13 protein-coding genes and 1 pseudogene are annotated in these 15,455 nt (G+C 62.3%); 12 read left to right on the top strand and 2 right to left on the bottom strand.

Annotation, left to right across the window (positions count from 1 at the left end; all coding sequences use genetic code 11):
- The first annotated feature begins 34 nt into the window (after positions 1-34).
- From ybgC to IB279_RS30780, 3 genes are all read left to right on the top strand, one after another.
- On the top strand, positions 35-490 hold the full coding sequence (ybgC, locus tag IB279_RS30790) for a tol-pal system-associated acyl-CoA thioesterase (protein WP_034806232.1): 456 nt from the start codon (positions 35-37) through the stop codon (positions 488-490).
- Positions 491-616: 126 nt separating this feature from the next.
- Complete coding sequence (locus IB279_RS30785) at positions 617-1,213, top strand: TetR/AcrR family transcriptional regulator (protein ID WP_112771805.1); 597 nt, start codon at positions 617-619, stop codon at positions 1,211-1,213.
- On the top strand, positions 1,206-2,099 hold the full coding sequence (locus tag IB279_RS30780; protein ID WP_113187375.1) for a haloalkane dehalogenase: 894 nt from the start codon (positions 1,206-1,208) through the stop codon (positions 2,097-2,099). The genes IB279_RS30785 and IB279_RS30780 overlap by 8 nt, the downstream gene beginning before the upstream one ends.
- On the opposite strand, the pseudogene ligD reads toward IB279_RS30780, so the two are convergent.
- A pseudogene (gene ligD, locus IB279_RS30775) lies at positions 2,096-3,722 on the bottom strand (non-homologous end-joining DNA ligase). The gene IB279_RS30780 and the pseudogene ligD overlap by 4 nt on opposite strands.
- Positions 3,722-4,033, bottom strand: a complete 312-nt coding sequence (locus IB279_RS30770; RefSeq protein ID WP_112771806.1) for a hypothetical protein — start codon at positions 4,031-4,033, stop codon at positions 3,722-3,724. Before IB279_RS30770 ends, ligD begins: the two are co-directional and overlap by 1 nt.
- A 294-nt stretch (positions 4,034-4,327) precedes the next feature.
- On the opposite strand from IB279_RS30770, the gene tolQ reads away from it, so the two are divergent.
- The 9 genes from tolQ (at position 4,328) to glmM (ending at position 15,175) form a co-directional block, all read left to right on the top strand.
- Positions 4,328-5,050: a protein TolQ gene (gene tolQ / locus IB279_RS30765; RefSeq protein WP_034806243.1), complete on the top strand. Its 723-nt coding sequence runs from the start codon at positions 4,328-4,330 to the stop codon at positions 5,048-5,050.
- Positions 5,051-5,077: 27 nt separating this feature from the next.
- Positions 5,078-5,530: a protein TolR gene (gene tolR / locus IB279_RS30760; protein ID WP_034806246.1), complete on the top strand. Its 453-nt coding sequence runs from the start codon at positions 5,078-5,080 to the stop codon at positions 5,528-5,530.
- Between the two features lie 9 nt (positions 5,531-5,539).
- Positions 5,540-6,619 (top strand): hypothetical protein, encoded by a 1,080-nt coding sequence (locus IB279_RS30755; RefSeq protein ID WP_034806249.1) that lies wholly within the window; start codon positions 5,540-5,542, stop codon positions 6,617-6,619.
- A 79-nt stretch (positions 6,620-6,698) separates the two neighbouring features.
- Entirely contained in the window at positions 6,699-8,012 is a 1,314-nt protein-coding gene (gene tolB / locus IB279_RS30750) for a Tol-Pal system beta propeller repeat protein TolB (protein WP_034806253.1), read from the top strand.
- 297 nt (positions 8,013-8,309) lie between these two features.
- On the top strand, positions 8,310-8,843 hold the full coding sequence (gene pal / locus IB279_RS30745; protein ID WP_034806256.1) for a peptidoglycan-associated lipoprotein Pal: 534 nt from the start codon (positions 8,310-8,312) through the stop codon (positions 8,841-8,843).
- Positions 8,844-9,106: 263 nt separating this feature from the next.
- The gene (gene ybgF, locus IB279_RS30740) at positions 9,107-10,135 is read left to right on the top strand and encodes a tol-pal system protein YbgF (RefSeq protein WP_112771807.1); all 1,029 of its coding nucleotides are present in this window, start codon (positions 9,107-9,109) and stop codon (positions 10,133-10,135) included.
- Between the two features lie 64 nt (positions 10,136-10,199).
- Positions 10,200-11,465 (top strand): tRNA lysidine(34) synthetase TilS, encoded by a 1,266-nt coding sequence (gene tilS / locus IB279_RS30735; protein ID WP_192340490.1) that lies wholly within the window; start codon positions 10,200-10,202, stop codon positions 11,463-11,465.
- Positions 11,466-11,565: 100 nt separating this feature from the next.
- Entirely contained in the window at positions 11,566-13,506 is a 1,941-nt protein-coding gene (ftsH, locus tag IB279_RS30730) for an ATP-dependent zinc metalloprotease FtsH (RefSeq protein WP_034806263.1), read from the top strand.
- A 316-nt stretch (positions 13,507-13,822) separates the two neighbouring features.
- Complete coding sequence (gene glmM / locus IB279_RS30725) at positions 13,823-15,175, top strand: phosphoglucosamine mutase (protein ID WP_060518576.1); 1,353 nt, start codon at positions 13,823-13,825, stop codon at positions 15,173-15,175.
- Positions 15,176-15,455: the final 280 nt, after the last annotated feature.

Raw genomic sequence — 15,455 nt, 5'->3', positions numbered from 1 at the left:
GCACAGGAAACGGGAAATTCTTTCGGAGAAAAGTATGTCCCTGATTTCGCTCGCAGGCGAACTGACCGAAAACGGCCATCAGCTGATCCAGCGCGTCTATTACGAAGACACCGACTTTTCCGGCGTCGTCTATCACGCCCGCTACCTGCATTTCATGGAGCGCGCCCGCACCGATTTCCTGCGACTGCTCGGCGTCGAGCAGGCAACGCTGGCGATCGAGGGCGACAGCGAAGGCCTCGTCTTCGTCGTCCATCGCATGGAGATCGACTTCAAGCTGCCGGCGCGCATGGATGACATCCTGACGATTACCACCGTCACCGAGAAGGCCGGCGGCGCCAAGATGGTGCTGCAGCAGGAGATCCGCCGCGGCGAGCAGCTGCTGATCGCCGCCAAGGTGATCATCGCCGTGATCAACGGCCAGGGTCGGCCACGGCGGCTGCCCGAGGCGCTCGCCTACAAATTCCATCATGCGAAGGAGAGCGCGGGCTAGAGCTCTCCTTCAGTCGAACGGAGACACGGCGCCCCTTCCAGGGGCGTTTTTCGTTGGTGGACGCGCGTTTTCACTGCATTCGATTCAGTGCATTGACAATAATACGTACGTACGTATTATTTCGCCATGTCCAGAAAATCGATACGTGAAAATCTTCTGAAGGCGGGCGATCAGCTCGTATGGAACACAGGCTACGCCGGGACCGGCGTACGCGACATCGTCGAGGCTGCGGGCGCCCGTCCTGGGTCCTTCACCAATCACTTCACGTCCAAGGAAGACTTCGTCATCGAGGTGCTCGATCGCTACTTCGCCTATGTCTCGGGCCTCGTGGAAGAGGCGCTTGGCGACAGAAGCGTGCGCCCCGTCGACCGGTTGCGCCGCTACATCGACCTTATCACCGGCAAGCTGGCTGACGCCGACTACAGCCGCGGCTGCATGATCGGCAATCTCAGCCTCGAAGCCTCCTTCGACAATGAACGGCTCAGGGCGCATCTGTCGGAACTCTTTGCGACGTGGCGCGGTCCCTTCGAGGCCTGCATCGCCGAAGGGCTGGAGAAGGGCGAAATCGCTCCGCTCGGCTCGGCGGCCGAGCTTGCCGACTTCCTGCTCAGCGCCTGGCAGGGGGCCATGCTGCGCATGAAGGTCGATCGCAGCCCGGCGCCGCTTGCAACGTTCAGGACGATCGTTTTTTCAACCGTGTTTGATGGAGGGAAGCATGCGTGAAGAGGCATTCGCAGCGGGCAAGTCATTCGTCGACATTTTCGGATCGTCGATGGCCTATATCGAAAAAGGCACGGGACCGACGGTCCTGTTTCTCCACGGCAACCCGACGTCGTCCTATATCTGGCGGAACATCTTGCCGCATGTGACACCGGTCGGGCGCTGCGTTGCACCGGATCTGATCGGCTATGGCCAATCCGACAAGCCCGACATCGACTACACCTTCCTCGACCAGTTCCGCTATCTCGAAGCCTTCATCGAAAAGGTGGTCCCCGGTCCACTTTTCCTGGTCGCGCAGGATTGGGGAACAGCGCTTGCCTTCCACTTTGCCGCACTCAATCGGGAGAAGGTGCTCGGCCTCGCCTTCATGGAATATATCCGTCCGGCTGAAACTTATGAGGCGTTTCATCAAAAGCCGCAGGCCCGCGAACTGTTCAGGGCGTTCCGAACTGAAGGCGTCGGCGAGCGGCTGATCCTGGAGGAAAACGTCTTCATCGAACGGGTCGTACCGAACGCGATCCTGCGTCAACTGAACGACGAGGAAATGACTGCTTATCGGGCACCGTTTCCGGATCCATCTTCCCGCCGCCCCGTGCTGCGCCTGCCGCGCGAACTGCCGATCGAGGGCGCGCCTTCTGAGTTCTACGCTATCAGTACGGCAGATCACGCCACGCTTCGCGCCTCAGGATATCCCAAGCTGTTGTTCTCGGGCGACCCTGGTGCGCTCATCTCGCCGGCGGAGGCGGAAGCTTATGCCGACGAGCTTGCGAATTGCCGCCTGGTGAAACTCGGCGCGGGCGCGCACTACCTGCAGGAGGATCATCCGCACGCGATCGGGACGGCATTACGCTCGTGGATCGAGGGATTGCGCGGGGCGTCGGCGGCCTAGTCCGCCTCGTTCACGCCGATTTTGCCCAAAATCGTCTTGGTCAGGGATTGCCTGATCTTGGCCACATCCTGCCAGGGGTCTGCGCCATTTTCGATCCGCTCGAGGATGTCCGGGATGTGGAAGCTGTTGGCCGACTTGAGATCGTCCAGTTCATCCCAGTTGATGGGCGTCGCCACCGGTCCGTCAGCGCGCGCCCGGGTCGAGTAGGGGGCAATGGCGGTCGCGCCGCGCTCATTCCTCAGCCAGTCGATGAAGATGCGTCCTTTGCGCTTTTCCTTCGACATGGTGGCGATGAACCGGTCCGGTTCGCGATCGGCGAAACCTTGCGCAAAGGTCTTGGCGAAGGCCTTGGCTTCCGGCCAGCTGGCGCGGGCCGTCAGCGGCACGATGACGTGGACGCCCTTGCCGCCCGTGACCATCGGAGCCGATTTCAGCCCGATCTCGTCGAGCGCATCGCGCAGGGCCACGGCCGCACCCTTGACCATCTCGAAGTCGAGACCCTCGTCAGGATCAAGGTCGAAGACCAGTCGATCGGGGATCTCCAGCTTGTCGACATGCGATCCCCAGATATGGAACTCCAGCGTGCCCATCTGGACCGCAGCGACCAGCCCCTTGGCGTCGCGCACATACATGTAGTTTTCCGTTTCGCCGGAGCTTTCCTCGACGGGGACTTCCTTGATCTCGTCGGGAAAACCGTCGCTCGCATGTTTCTGGTAGAAGCGCGGACCCTTCACGCCCTGCGGCGCACGCACGAGCGACAGGAGACGCTCGGCCGCATGGGGCAATATGCGATCGGCGACGACGGCGTAGTAGCGGGCGAGATCGAGCTTGCTGATGCCCTGGTCGGCAAACAGGACGCGATCCGGATGGGTGATGCGCACCCCAAGCACGGTTTCGTCCGATATGGCTTGCTTCGCCTTTGCCGGCTTTGCTGCTCTGTCCTTGGGCTTCGTTGCGGTTTTGGATGTTTTGACTGTCACGGCCTTCGCCTCCTTGTCCTCCCCCTTGGAGGTCCAGACATGCTTCTTGCGTTCGCCCTTCCCATCGGCAATCTCGGCCATGGTGCGGCCGGTGCTGACGCTCGTCAGATGGTCCTCCAGCAGAACGTTGCCATCCTCGGCTGCAATTTCGTCACCCTCCTTGATCAGCAGCCAGTTCTCGCGCTTTTCGCCGGGGCGTGACCGCATCCGCACCAATGCCCACCCGCCTTGCATCCGCTGACCGTGAAGATGGAATGTCAGCTTGCCGTCGCGCAAGCCCTCGTCCGGATCGGTTTTCCGGCTCCCACCAGCCGCTGTCCCATAACATGACGGTGCCGCCGCCATATTGCTTTTCGGGGATTGTGCCTTCGAAATCGCCATAGGCCAGCGGATGATCCTCGGTTCTCACGGCAAGTCGTTTGTCTTCCGGATTGAGGCTTGGTCCGCGGGTGACCGCCCAGCTCTTCAAGACACCGTCCCATTCCAGCCGCAAGTCGTAGTGGAGCCGGGTGGCGTCATGCTTCTGCACGAGAAAGCGCATGCGGCCGGACCGGCCGCGACCAAGCTTGCCCTTTGGTTCGCGCGTCACGCCGAAGTTGCGGCGTTTGTTGTATTCGGCAAGCGGGCTGCGAAGGGACGTCATCACCCGCCTCCACGGAGACCCCGGACGGTCGGCGCGTCCTTAGCCAGAATTGCGGACCGGGCCGCATCGAGGGCGAGGACCCGTTCGATGCGAACAATGTCCTCCTCGGTCACCACGGGAACTGGATCGGAGATGATGGCCTGGAGGATTTCCAGCGACACGACGCCGTGGGCGAGTGCGTCCTCCAGGGCGGCGCGGGTTTCCCGCTCGGCCTTGAGCTCGGCGTAAAGGGCGAGGATCAATCGCTCCCGGGGATCAAAGTCCGGTGAGGACTTTCCTTCGCTTCGTTGTCCTGTCGTTCGTTGGGCCATCCCTAGGAACGTACTCGGCCACGCTAAGTTCCGACCGCCGGGTGATACTGCAAAGACACACAACGGTAACGGTCTCTTAACCATAATGGTGTCTTAATCATCGCATCAGGATTTGTGCAGTGCACGTCATCCTTTGACCAAAATTGACGGCAAGAAGGCAACCTAAAGCTAATTAAGGTCGCGATGGTGCGATCTGCGGCGGTGCCGGGCACTCTTGCAAACAGGACGTTTGGGCTACCCGGTCACGAGCATGAACCGCTCTTGCCGGGTGTTTGGATTCGGGGACTGAAGACGATGGAACAGGTTGGATTGGCCGCGGCAACACACGATGTGAGCCTTTGGTCGCTATTCATGCAAGCGGGCTTCGTCGTGAAGCTGGTCATGCTGGGGCTGGTCGCAGCCTCCGTCTGGACCTGGGCGATCGTCGTCGACAAGACGCTGAACTACGGCCGCGTCCGCCGCCAGCTCGACAGCTTCGAGCAGGTGTTCTGGTCCGGCCAGTCGCTGGAAGAACTCTACCGCACGCTCGCCGACCGCCAGACGGCCGGCATGGGTGCGATCTTCGTGTCCGCCATGCGCGAATGGAAGAAGAGCTTCGAGCGCGGCGCCCGTTCGCCGATCGGCCTGCAGATGCGTATCGACCGCGCCATGGACGTGACGCTCGCCCGGGAATCGGAATCGCTGGAAGCCCGTCTCGGCTCGCTCGCGACCATCGGTTCGGCCGCCCCGTTCATCGGCCTTTTCGGTACGGTCGTCGGTATCATGACCTCGTTCCAGGCGATCGCCGGTTCGAAGTCGACCAACCTTGCGGTCGTGGCGCCCGGTATCGCCGAAGCACTGCTCGCCACCGCGATCGGCCTGCTCGCCGCTATCCCCGCGGTTATCGCCTACAACAAGTTCTCGGCCGACGCCGGCAAGCTGTCGGCACGCATGGAAGCTTTCGCCGACGAATTCTCCGCCATCCTGTCGCGGCAGATCGACGAGAAGCTGCAGAACCCGCGCCAGGCCGCGCAGTAATCGCCAGAGAGTACGGAGACCACGCTGATGGGTATGTCGGTTGGCGGAGCCAAGGGTTCGGGTGGCGGACGTCGTCGCCGCGGCGGCAAGAAAGCCATGATGAGCGAGATCAACGTGACGCCGTTCGTCGACGTCATGCTCGTGCTCCTGATCATCTTCATGGTGGCAGCACCGATGATGACGGTCGGCGTGCCGATCGATCTGCCGGAAACGCAGGCAAAGGCGCTCAATTCCGATACGCAGCCGATCACTGTCTCGGTCAACCCGGCAGGCGAGATCTACCTGCAGGAAACCGCGATCGCCATCGACGAAGTGGTGCCGAAGCTCGAGGCGATCGCCACCACCGGCTACAACGAGCGCATCTATGTGCGCGGTGACACCAATGCCGACTACGGCACGGTCATGAAGGTCATGGCCCGCATCTCGGCCGCCGGTTTCAAGAACCTCGGCCTCGTCACGCTGCAAGAACAGGAAAAGTGATCGTCCACGATGAAGGGCAGTCTCGCTACATCTGCTGTCCTCCACGCCATGGTCTTGACCTGGGCGCTGGTGTCGCTTGGCAGCCCGGCTGACTTCCAGGTCGCCGACGTCGAGGCTTTGCCTGTCGACATCGTTCCCTATTCGGAGATGACGCAGGTTCAGCAGGGCGACAAGAAGGCGCCGAAGAAGGAGACCTCGTCGCCGGTTCCGACCAAGCGGCCGGAGACCAACCAGCCTGCCGAAAACATCGGCGACAACGATACCGACCTGAAGACGCCGCCGACGCCGAACGCCAAGCCGTCGAAGAGCGAAGCCACGGCCTCTCCGGAAAAGAACGAGAAGCCCGAGCCGACGCCCGATCCGGTCGAGCAAGAGATCAAGAAAGTCGAGGAATCCAAGCCCGCCTCCGAACCTGCGACCGAAGTTGCCGCTCTGCCCGAACCGAAGCAGGAAGTGAAGCCGGAGACGAAGCCGGAGCCGGCACCCGCCGAGGAAAAGCCGGCCGAGAACCCGGAAGCCGAAGCGCTACCTGAGAAGGTGCCGACGCCGGCGGCAAAGCCGAAGGTCGAAAAGCCCGCCCAGAGCGCCAAGACGCCAGACCGCAAGAACGAGGCGACGCCGAAGGAACAGAAGAAAGCTGCCTCCACCGAGGAAAGCAAGTTCAACGCCGACGAGATCGCCGCCCTTCTCAACCGGCAGGATCCCTCCGCCGGTGGTGCCAAGCGCTCGACACAGGAAGCGGCGCTCGGCGGCAAGAAAACCATTGGTGTGGGCTTGAGCGCCAACGAGATCGATGGCGTCAAGGGCCAGATCCAGGGCAACTGGTCGCTGACGCCAGGCCTGACCGGCGTCGAGGAAGTGCGTGTCACGGTGCGCGTGCAGCTGGATCCCGCCGGCAATATCGTCGGCACACCCGAGGTTACCGCAACCGGCGGTCCGGAAGGTACGCGCCGTGCCGTTGAAAGCAGCACCTTGCGCGCGATCCGCCGTTCGGCCCCGCTACAGAACCTCCCGCCTGAAAAATATGAGGGCGAAAAAGGATGGAATACCCTCGTGCTGAATTTCGACCCCTCGGAATTCGCACTCTAGAGCTGCCGGGATTGGAACCCATGCCGGATAGCAAACCACCCCTGCAAACCCTTCGTACGAAGCTGAAAGGCTTGTCCCTATGATCAAGGTCTCTCTTTTCCGCGCCCTGATGGTGGCCGCGGGCATGTTAGCCGCCGTCGTGGCGGCGGTGACACCGGCAAATGCTGAAGTTGAAATCAACATCAACAAGGGCAACGTCGAACCGCTGCCGATCGCTGTCACGGACTTTCTCCAGGGCGAACTCGGCCAGAAGATTTCCGACGTGGTTGCGGCGGACCTGAAGCGGTCGGGCCTGTTCGCGCCGATCAACAAGGGAGCGTTCATCGAGAAGATCAGCAATCCGGATGCGACGCCGCGCTTCGAGGACTGGAAGGTCATCAACGCCCAGGCGCTCGTCACCGGCCGCGTGACGCAGGAAGGCGACGGCAGGCTGAAGGCCGAGTTCCGCCTGTGGGATACGTTCGGTAACAAGCAGATGACCGGCCAGCAGTTCTTCACCCAGCCGGAAAACTGGCGCCGCGTGGCCCACATCATCGCCGACGCCATCTATCAGAGCGTCACCGGCGAAAAGGGCTATTTCGACACCCGCATCGTCTATGTCGCCGAAAGCGGCCCGAAGACGGCACGCAAGCGTCAGCTCGCCATCATGGACCAGGACGGCTTCAACGCCCGTGCGCTCACCAATTCCAACGACATCGTTCTGACGCCGCGCTTCTCGCCGAACCGCCAGGAAGTCACCTACATGTCGTTCGAAAACCAGCAGCCGCGCGTCTACCTGCTGCAGCTGGAAACCGGACAGCGCGAGGTCGTCGGCAACTTCCCCGGCATGACCTTCTCGCCGCGCTTCTCGCCGGATGGCCAGCGGGTCATCATGAGCCTGCAGCAGGACGGCAACGCCAACATCTACACAATGGACCTGCGCTCGCGGACCACGACGCGCCTGACCAACACCGCCGCGATCGATACCGCCCCGTCCTATTCGCCGGATGGCAGCCAGATCGCCTTTGAAAGCGACCGCGGTGGCCGCCAGCAGATCTACGTCATGGGTGCCGACGGCTCCGGCCAGCGCCGCATCTCCTTCGGCGACGGCTCCTATTCGACGCCGGTCTGGTCTCCGCGTGGCGACCTCATCGCCTTCACCAAGCAGTCGGGCGGCAAGTTCTCGATCGGCGTGATGAAGACCGACGGTTCGGGCGAACGTATCCTGACCACCGGCTTCCACAACGAAGGCCCGACCTGGGCGCCGAACGGCCGTGTCCTGATGTTCTTCCGCCAGGGTGCCGGTTCCGGCGGACCGCAGCTCTATTCGATCGATCTGTCGGGTTACAACGAGCAACTGATCCAGACGCAGGGCTTCGCATCCGACCCGGCCTGGTCGCCGCTGCTCGAGTAGTTCACGTGGCTTTGGGTGGCCCGATCCAAAGCCAGTAACGTGATCGCCCTCTCGTCCGCTTAAGGGCGGGAGGCCGGCGGAAAGCCGCCTCCTTTTTTCCTGATCCCGCTGCATGCTGATCCGATTTGCGGCGGGAAAATGTGGCAATGATGCCGCTTTCTCGCCGCAAAGTGCTGGTCTAGCAGGGCCCGAGCCGAAATTATCGATTTGTTAACCATAACTGTTGAATAGCGATTAACCGCTTCCGGTTACAGTCTGGCAACCGTGAATTCAGACACTTCTCAAGGAGACCGGCGTATGAGCCGAATTGACACCCCGGCCGCAGGCCGCATGCAGACCATCGCTCGCAACCCGGTCATGATCGCCCTGGTCATGACGCTTGCCCTGGCTGGCTGTGCATCGAAGAAGAACCTGCCGGGCAGCGCTGGCGAACTCGGTCTCGGTGGCGCCGGTTCGGCAACGCCGGGCTCGCAGCAGGACTTCACCGTCAATGTCGGCGACCGCATCTTCTTTGACACCGACTCCACCTCGATCCGCGCCGACGCGCAGCAGACGCTCGCTCGTCAGGCCCAGTGGCTTGCCAAGTACCCGAACTACGCGATCACCATCGAAGGCCATGCCGACGAACGCGGCACGCGCGAGTACAACCTGGCGCTCGGCGCCCGCCGTGCGGCCTCGACCCGCGACTACCTGATCAGCCAGGGCGTTCCGTCGAACCGCATGAAGACGATCTCCTACGGCAAGGAAAAGCCGGTCGCCGTTTGCGACGACATTTCCTGCTGGTCGCAGAACCGCCGCGCCGTTACCGTTCTCGGTGGCGCCGGCATGTAATGATGCCGCGGCCGCGCGCATTGTGTGGCCCGCAATCACGACTTGATCCCAGGAGGCGTTGCGTGTTCCGGAGATCACAGATCGCTAAATTAAAAGGGCGGCCCTTGGCCGCCCTTTGCTTTTTTACCACACTTTGGCCGAACTCCGTTGCTTTTTCAGGGCAATTGGAAAACTGTGCGGCAATCACCCAGATGACTCGGCGAGATGTATTGCGGGCCCCTGGTCAAGGGTGGGACAACCGGTATTCGAACAGGACAAATGAAATGAAGAAATTTGTCGTGGCGGGCCTGATCGGTCTTGCGACCCTTGCGGGTCTCGGCCAGACGGCGAACGCCATGCCTCTTTCAGGGCTGCTGGCCCGAACGACTGAGACCAACAGCGGCGCGCAGAACCTGCCCGTCGTAAAGGTGCAGTCGGCCGAAACCGCACGGATTGGCCAGCTCGAAGAACAGATCCGCTCGCTTAACGGGCGTATCGAGGAAATGAGCTTCCAGCTCTTGCAGATGCAGGAGCAGATCCGGAAGTTCCAGGAGGACAACGAGTTCCGCTTCCAGGATCTGGAAAGCGGCAAGGCCTCCCCCAAGAAGAGCGGCGCTCTGCAGACGCCGAAAACCAGCGATCAGGCGTCCGTCACCCCGGGGGTGACGGATAGCCAGACCATGGCGCCCGCAGCCGGCGGCAACGACATGGCGTCTTCGGGCGTTTCGCCCGGAGGAAGCCTGGGCGGCAACGGCGCGGCCCCGCCGTCGACACTCGGACAGATCGTGTTCGACGAGAACGGCAATCCGGTCGCAGCGACGACGGATGGGCGGCCGGGCGCAAACGCCACGCTTCCCGGCGTCGATTCCGGCGCACCGGCCGACGGCGGCTTGAACAGCAATCCCGGCAGCCAGCAGACTGCATCGCTCGACAATCCCGGCGACCTCTACCAGTCGGCCTACGGTCATGTCCTTTCGGGCGACTACAGCACTGCCGAGCAGGAATTCGGCGACTACCTGGCCGCATTTCCGAAGGGCGACAAGGCAGCCGATGCCAGCTTCTGGCTGGGTGAAGCCCAATATTCGCAAGGCAAATACAGCGACGCCGCCAAGACCTTCCTGAACGCGCATCAGGCCCACGGCAAATCGCCGAAGGCGCCCGAAATGCTCTTGAAGCTCGGCATGTCGCTCGGTGCGCTCGACAACAAGGAAACCGCCTGCGCGACGCTGGGCGAGGTCAACAAGCGCTATCCCAAGGCCTCGCCTGCGGTGAAGGCGAAGGTGACGAGCGAGCAGAGCCGCTTTGGCTGCTGAGGCTCCAGCGCCGACAGCCGTTGTCGAAACGGCAAAACGATTTCTCGCCTCCTGTCTTCGCCCGATGCGTATCCTCGTTGCCGTCTCCGGCGGGAGCGATTCCAAGGGTTTGCTTCTCGCCCTGAACGAGGCGATCGAGGCAAGCGACCCCAACAGATTTTCCCTGGCCGCATGTACGGTCGATCACGCCCTGCGGCCGGAATCGGCTGCGGAAGCGAAAGGCGTTGCCGCCTTCTGCGCAAGCATCGGCGTTCCGCACCTCATCAAGCGTTGGGATGGCCCCAAACCGCTGACCGGCATTCAGGCGGCGGCGCGCGAGGCGCGCTATCGGCTACTGGCGGATGCCGCCGAGCGGCTTGAGGCCGGCTGTATCGTCACCGGCCACACCAGCGACGACCAGCGCGAAACGATCCTGATGCGGATGCAAAGGGCGCAGGGGCCGGGCGCTTCCGGCATGGCGAGTGCCACCCTTTATGACCGCCGGATCTGGGTGGTGCGGCCGTTCCTCGACCTAGACCGAGCGTCGATCCGCGCCTATCTCGCGACGCGCGACGTGACCTGGTTCGATGATCCGAGCAACGCCAACCCGACCTTCGAGCGGGTCCGCGTCCGGGCCGAACTGGCGCAATCACCGCGGGCGGAAGAGGGTGTATGGGATGCTGGAACCAGGGCCCGGTCGTCGGCAAGGGCTGCCGCCTTCATCACCCGCCATGTGCGCGTGCATGCAGGCCTGGTGGTGGAGATCCCGCTTGCTCTCGACGACCATCGCGACAACGTCGATTGGCAGCGGGCGCTGCTCGCGCTGGTGGCCGTGGTCGGCGGCCGCGCGCATATCCCCGCCGCAGATACGCTGAAGCGGGTGGCGGCGTTTCTGCGAGAGACAACGCTCGGTAGGATGACGGCCGGAAGATGCGTGTTCGACCGCCGCGCAAGCGGGCTTTACCTCTATCGCGAGGCGCGGGGCCTGACGACTTTGACGCTTGCAGGCGGCGAGACCGCAACATGGGATGGCCGCTTCCATGTGCGAAATGGCGGAAGCGCGCCCATCTCCGTCGCGGCAGAGGGCCGAGGCGGGCCACAACAGCAGAGACTTATTGCCGCAGGCTTGCCACCGGGCGTTGCCGGTCGTGCATCGCTTACGGCGCCGAGGGTCCTGTCTGAGAACGGCGAAAGTGTCGCATCCATCACAATCGAGCCGCGGATCGGGCTCTACGACACCTTTTTGCCGGGTTTCGACCGGATCATGGCCGATCGGATCGCCGGATTGTTCGGACGAGGGCCTTATCCTCCGCCGCCGGTTCACGATCTATTGACAGAAATGGAACGGTAGCCGGCGGTTTGCCTTGGCAATACGTCACCAGAACCCTATGTTAGGGAGCAAGACAGCGGCTCGCGAAATGCGCGGGTCGTGACAGGTTCCGGGGAGTTCGATGAACCCTAATTTTCGTAATCTTGCCCTTTGGGCAATCATAGCGCTTCTGCTGATCGCGCTGTTCAGCATGTTCCAACAGCCGACGGAGCGCACCGGCTCGCGCGAGATTCCGTTCTCGCAATTCCTCAAGGACGTGGATGCGAGCCGCGTCAAGGAAGTCGTGATCACCGGCTCGAAAGTGATCGGCAGCTATTCCGAAAGCGGCGCAACCTTCCAGACCTACGCGCCTTCAGTCGATACGGCGCTGACCGAGCGCCTCGAAGCCAAGGACGTGACGGTCACGGTTCGCCCGGAAACCGACGGTTCGTCCGGGTTCCTCAGCTATATCGGTACCCTGCTTCCGATGCTTCTGATCCTCGGCGTCTGGCTGTTCTTCATGCGCCAGATGCAGGGCGGCTCGCGTGGGGCGATGGGTTTTGGCAAGTCCAAGGCCAAGCTTCTGACCGAAGCGCATGGCCGCGTCACCTTTGACGACGTCGCCGGCGTCGACGAAGCCAAGCAGGACCTGGAAGAAATCGTCGAATTCCTGCGCGACCCTCAGAAGTTCCAGCGCCTCGGCGGTCGCATTCCGCGCGGCGTGCTGCTCGTCGGTCCTCCCGGTACCGGTAAGACGCTGCTGGCCCGCTCGGTTGCCGGCGAAGCCAACGTGCCGTTCTTCACGATCTCCGGTTCGGACTTCGTTGAAATGTTCGTCGGCGTCGGCGCCAGCCGTGTGCGCGACATGTTCGAACAGGCCAAGAAGAATGCGCCCTGCATCATCTTCATCGACGAAATCGACGCTGTCGGTCGTCATCGCGGCGCCGGTCTCGGCGGCGGCAACGACGAGCGCGAACAGACGCTCAACCAGCTGCTGGTCGAGATGGACGGCTTTGAAGCCAACGAAGGCATCATCCTGATCGCCGCGACCAACCGTCCTGACGTTCTCGACCCGGCCCTTCTGCGTCCGGGCCGCTTCGACCGCCAGGTCGTCGTGCCGAACCCGGATATCAACGGCCGCGAACGCATCCTCAAGGTGCATGTGCGCAACGTGCCGCTGGCGCCGAACGTCGACCTAAAGGTGCTCGCCCGTGGTACGCCCGGCTTCTCCGGTGCCGACCTCATGAACCTCGTCAACGAGGCCGCCCTGATGGCCGCCCGTCGCAACAAGCGTCTTGTCACCATGCTCGAGTTCGAGGATGCCAAGGACAAGATCATGATGGGCGCGGAGCGTCGTTCGTCGGCGATGACCGAGGCCGAGAAGAAGTTGACCGCCTATCACGAAGCCGGTCACGCGATCCTCGCGCTCAACGTTCCCTCGGCCGATCCGCTGCACAAGGCGACGATCATCCCGCGCGGTCGCGCGCTCGGCATGGTCATGCAGCTGCCGGAAGGCGACCGCTACTCGATGAGCTACAAGTGGATGGTCTCGCGTCTTGCCATCATGATGGGTGGACGCGTCGCCGAAGAACTGACTTTCGGCAAGGAGAACATCACCTCGGGCGCATCCTCGGATATCGAGCAGGCCACCAAGCTTGCCCGTGCGATGGTGACGCAATGGGGCTTCTCCGACCAGCTCGGCCAGGTTTCCTATGGCGAGAACCAGCAGGAAGTCTTCCTCGGCCACTCCGTTGCTCAGCAGAAGAACGTGTCGGAAGCGACCGCCCAGAAGATCGACAACGAAATCCGTCGTCTGATCGATGAGGCCTACGAGACCGCCCGCAAAATCCTGACGGAGAAGAACCACGAGTTCGTGGCTCTTGCCGAAGGGCTGCTCGAATACGAAACGCTGACCGGCGAAGAAATCAAGGCGCTGATCCGCGGAGAGAAGCCGGCACGTGATCTCGGCGACGACACGCCGCCGCATCGTGGCTCGGCCGTTCCCTCGGCCGGTGCCAAGAAGGAAGGCTCGGCGGGCAAGGGCGAAGAGTCCGAAGGCGGGTTCGAGCCGCAGCCGCAATAACCGACACCTGTCGGCCATGTATTGAAGCCGCCGTTCCTTGAGTGGAGCGGCGGTTTTTCGTTGGCGATCTTGCACCTGGCATTTGGTAACGGGATGTAATGATTTCTGATGCTAGGCTCGCTGCCGTTTGCTGCGCTTTTGTGTCAAAGAAGACTCATGTGTCGCGATCGCATGGCCATAGGTGGGCACGGCGATCGGAGGCGTACGGCAACCGCCGATATGAAATGAGGTCCGGTCAATGAAACCCAGTCGCGCACCCCGCAGACAGGCGAAACTGGCAAAGCCAGCGCTGACCCGGCAGAACGATGGAGCTCTTATGAAGCGCAAGTATTTCGGCACCGACGGTATTCGCGGCCAGTCCAATATGTTTCCGATGACACCGGATCTGGCGATGCGGGTCGGCATCGCCGTCGGTACGATCTTTCGCAATGGCGCCCATCGCCACCGGGTGGTGATCGGCAAGGACACGCGTCTTTCCGGCTACATGCTCGAAAACGCGATGGTGGCGGGCTTCACCGCGGCCGGTCTCGACGTCTTCCTGCTCGGGCCGATCCCGACGCCGGGTGTGGCCATGCTCACCCGCTCGCTGCGCGCCGATATCGGCGTGATGATTTCGGCGTCCCACAATCCCTTCCAGGATAATGGCATCAAGCTGTTCGGCCCCGATGGCTACAAGCTCTCCGACGACATCGAACAGAAGATCGAGGCGTTGCTCGACCAGGATCTCTCGGGCCAGCTGGCGAAGTCGGAAGACATCGGCCGCGCGAAGCGCGTCGATGGCGACATCTATCGCTATCTCGAACATGCCAAGCGCACGCTGCCGCGCGACGTCACGCTGCAGGGCCTGAGGATCGCCGTCGATTGCGCCAATGGCGCAGCCTACAAGGTGGCGCCGACCGCCCTTTGGGAACTGGGTGCCGAAGTCGTTACCATCGGTACGGAGCCGAACGGCCTCAACATCAACCTCGACTGCGGCTCGACGCATCCGGCTGCTCTTTCCAAGAAGGTCCATGAAGTGCGCGCCGATATCGGTATCGCGCTCGACGGCGACGCCGACCGCGTGCTGATCGTCGACGAGAACGGTACCGTCATCGATGGCGATCAACTGATGGCCGTCATTGCCGACAGCTGGGCCGAGGACGGCATGCTGCGCGGCGGTGCCGTTGCGGCGACCGTGATGTCCAATCTCGGTCTCGAGCGTTACCTTAAAGGGCGCGGCATCGACCTGCGCCGCACCAAGGTCGGCGACCGCTATGTCGTCGAGCAGATGCGTCAGGACGGACTGAACGTCGGCGGCGAACAGTCGGGGCATATCGTGCTTTCCGATTTCGGCACCACCGGCGACGGTCTTGTTGCGGCCTTGCAGATCCTTGCGGTGATCAAGCGTCAGGGCAAGACGGTGAGTGAGGTCTGCCACCGCTTCGAGCCAGTGCCGCAGGTGCTGAAGAACGTGCGCATTTCGGCCGGCAAGCCGCTTGAAGACGCGACCGTGCGCCAGGCGATTGCGGACGCGGAAGCGGAGCTTGCGAAATCCGGTCGTCTGCTGATCCGCCCGTCCGGCACGGAGCCGCTTATCCGCGTGATGGCGGAAGGCGACGATCGCGGCCAGGTCGAGCGCATCGTCGACGAACTGGTCAATGTCATCGGCAGCGTGCGCAACGCCGCTTAAGCCGGTACCAATCGACTTCCCTCCAGGGCCGGTGCGAAGCGCCGGCCTCTTTTTTTCCCGTTGCCTGTTGCTTTTGCCCGGTAGTGTCGCCGCAGTCCGGGCCATTTTCCCGTTAGAACTCCGCTGGGGAACAGAACCTGCAACCATCACGACAAAAGAGAGTGTTGTTCTGCCGTTCTATTTAGCTCTACCTTATGTGATCTCGGGCAGCAGGCAGTAAACTGCACGACAACTACAAGAATATGCCGATTCCTTAACAAACGCGGTAAACGTTTGTAGT

The sequence above is a fragment of the Ensifer sp. ENS06 genome (genome assembly GCF_014852205.1).
Classification (GTDB): domain Bacteria; phylum Pseudomonadota; class Alphaproteobacteria; order Rhizobiales; family Rhizobiaceae; genus Ensifer; species Ensifer adhaerens.
Note: the sequence above shows the minus strand (reverse complement) of the source record. Positions and strands in the feature narration are given on the sequence as shown.

Excerpts from the sequence above, each read along its gene's own strand:
- ybgC (WP_034806232.1), top strand. The coding sequence starts at position 35 with ATGTCCCTGATTTCGCTCGCAGGCGAACTGACCGAAAACGGCCATCAG.
- IB279_RS30785 (WP_112771805.1), top strand. The coding sequence starts at position 617 with ATGTCCAGAAAATCGATACGTGAAAATCTTCTGAAGGCGGGCGATCAG.
- IB279_RS30780 (WP_113187375.1), top strand. The coding sequence starts at position 1,206 with ATGCGTGAAGAGGCATTCGCAGCGGGCAAGTCATTCGTCGACATTTTC.
- IB279_RS30770 (WP_112771806.1), bottom strand. The coding sequence starts at position 4,033 with ATGGCCCAACGAACGACAGGACAACGAAGCGAAGGAAAGTCCTCACCG.
- tolQ (WP_034806243.1), top strand. The coding sequence starts at position 4,328 with ATGGAACAGGTTGGATTGGCCGCGGCAACACACGATGTGAGCCTTTGG.
- tolR (WP_034806246.1), top strand. The coding sequence starts at position 5,078 with ATGGGTATGTCGGTTGGCGGAGCCAAGGGTTCGGGTGGCGGACGTCGT.
- IB279_RS30755 (WP_034806249.1), top strand. The coding sequence starts at position 5,540 with ATGAAGGGCAGTCTCGCTACATCTGCTGTCCTCCACGCCATGGTCTTG.
- tolB (WP_034806253.1), top strand. The coding sequence starts at position 6,699 with ATGATCAAGGTCTCTCTTTTCCGCGCCCTGATGGTGGCCGCGGGCATG.
- pal (WP_034806256.1), top strand. The coding sequence starts at position 8,310 with ATGAGCCGAATTGACACCCCGGCCGCAGGCCGCATGCAGACCATCGCT.
- ybgF (WP_112771807.1), top strand. The coding sequence starts at position 9,107 with ATGAAGAAATTTGTCGTGGCGGGCCTGATCGGTCTTGCGACCCTTGCG.
- tilS (WP_192340490.1), top strand. The coding sequence starts at position 10,200 with ATGCGTATCCTCGTTGCCGTCTCCGGCGGGAGCGATTCCAAGGGTTTG.
- ftsH (WP_034806263.1), top strand. The coding sequence starts at position 11,566 with ATGAACCCTAATTTTCGTAATCTTGCCCTTTGGGCAATCATAGCGCTT.
- glmM (WP_060518576.1), top strand. The coding sequence starts at position 13,823 with ATGAAGCGCAAGTATTTCGGCACCGACGGTATTCGCGGCCAGTCCAAT.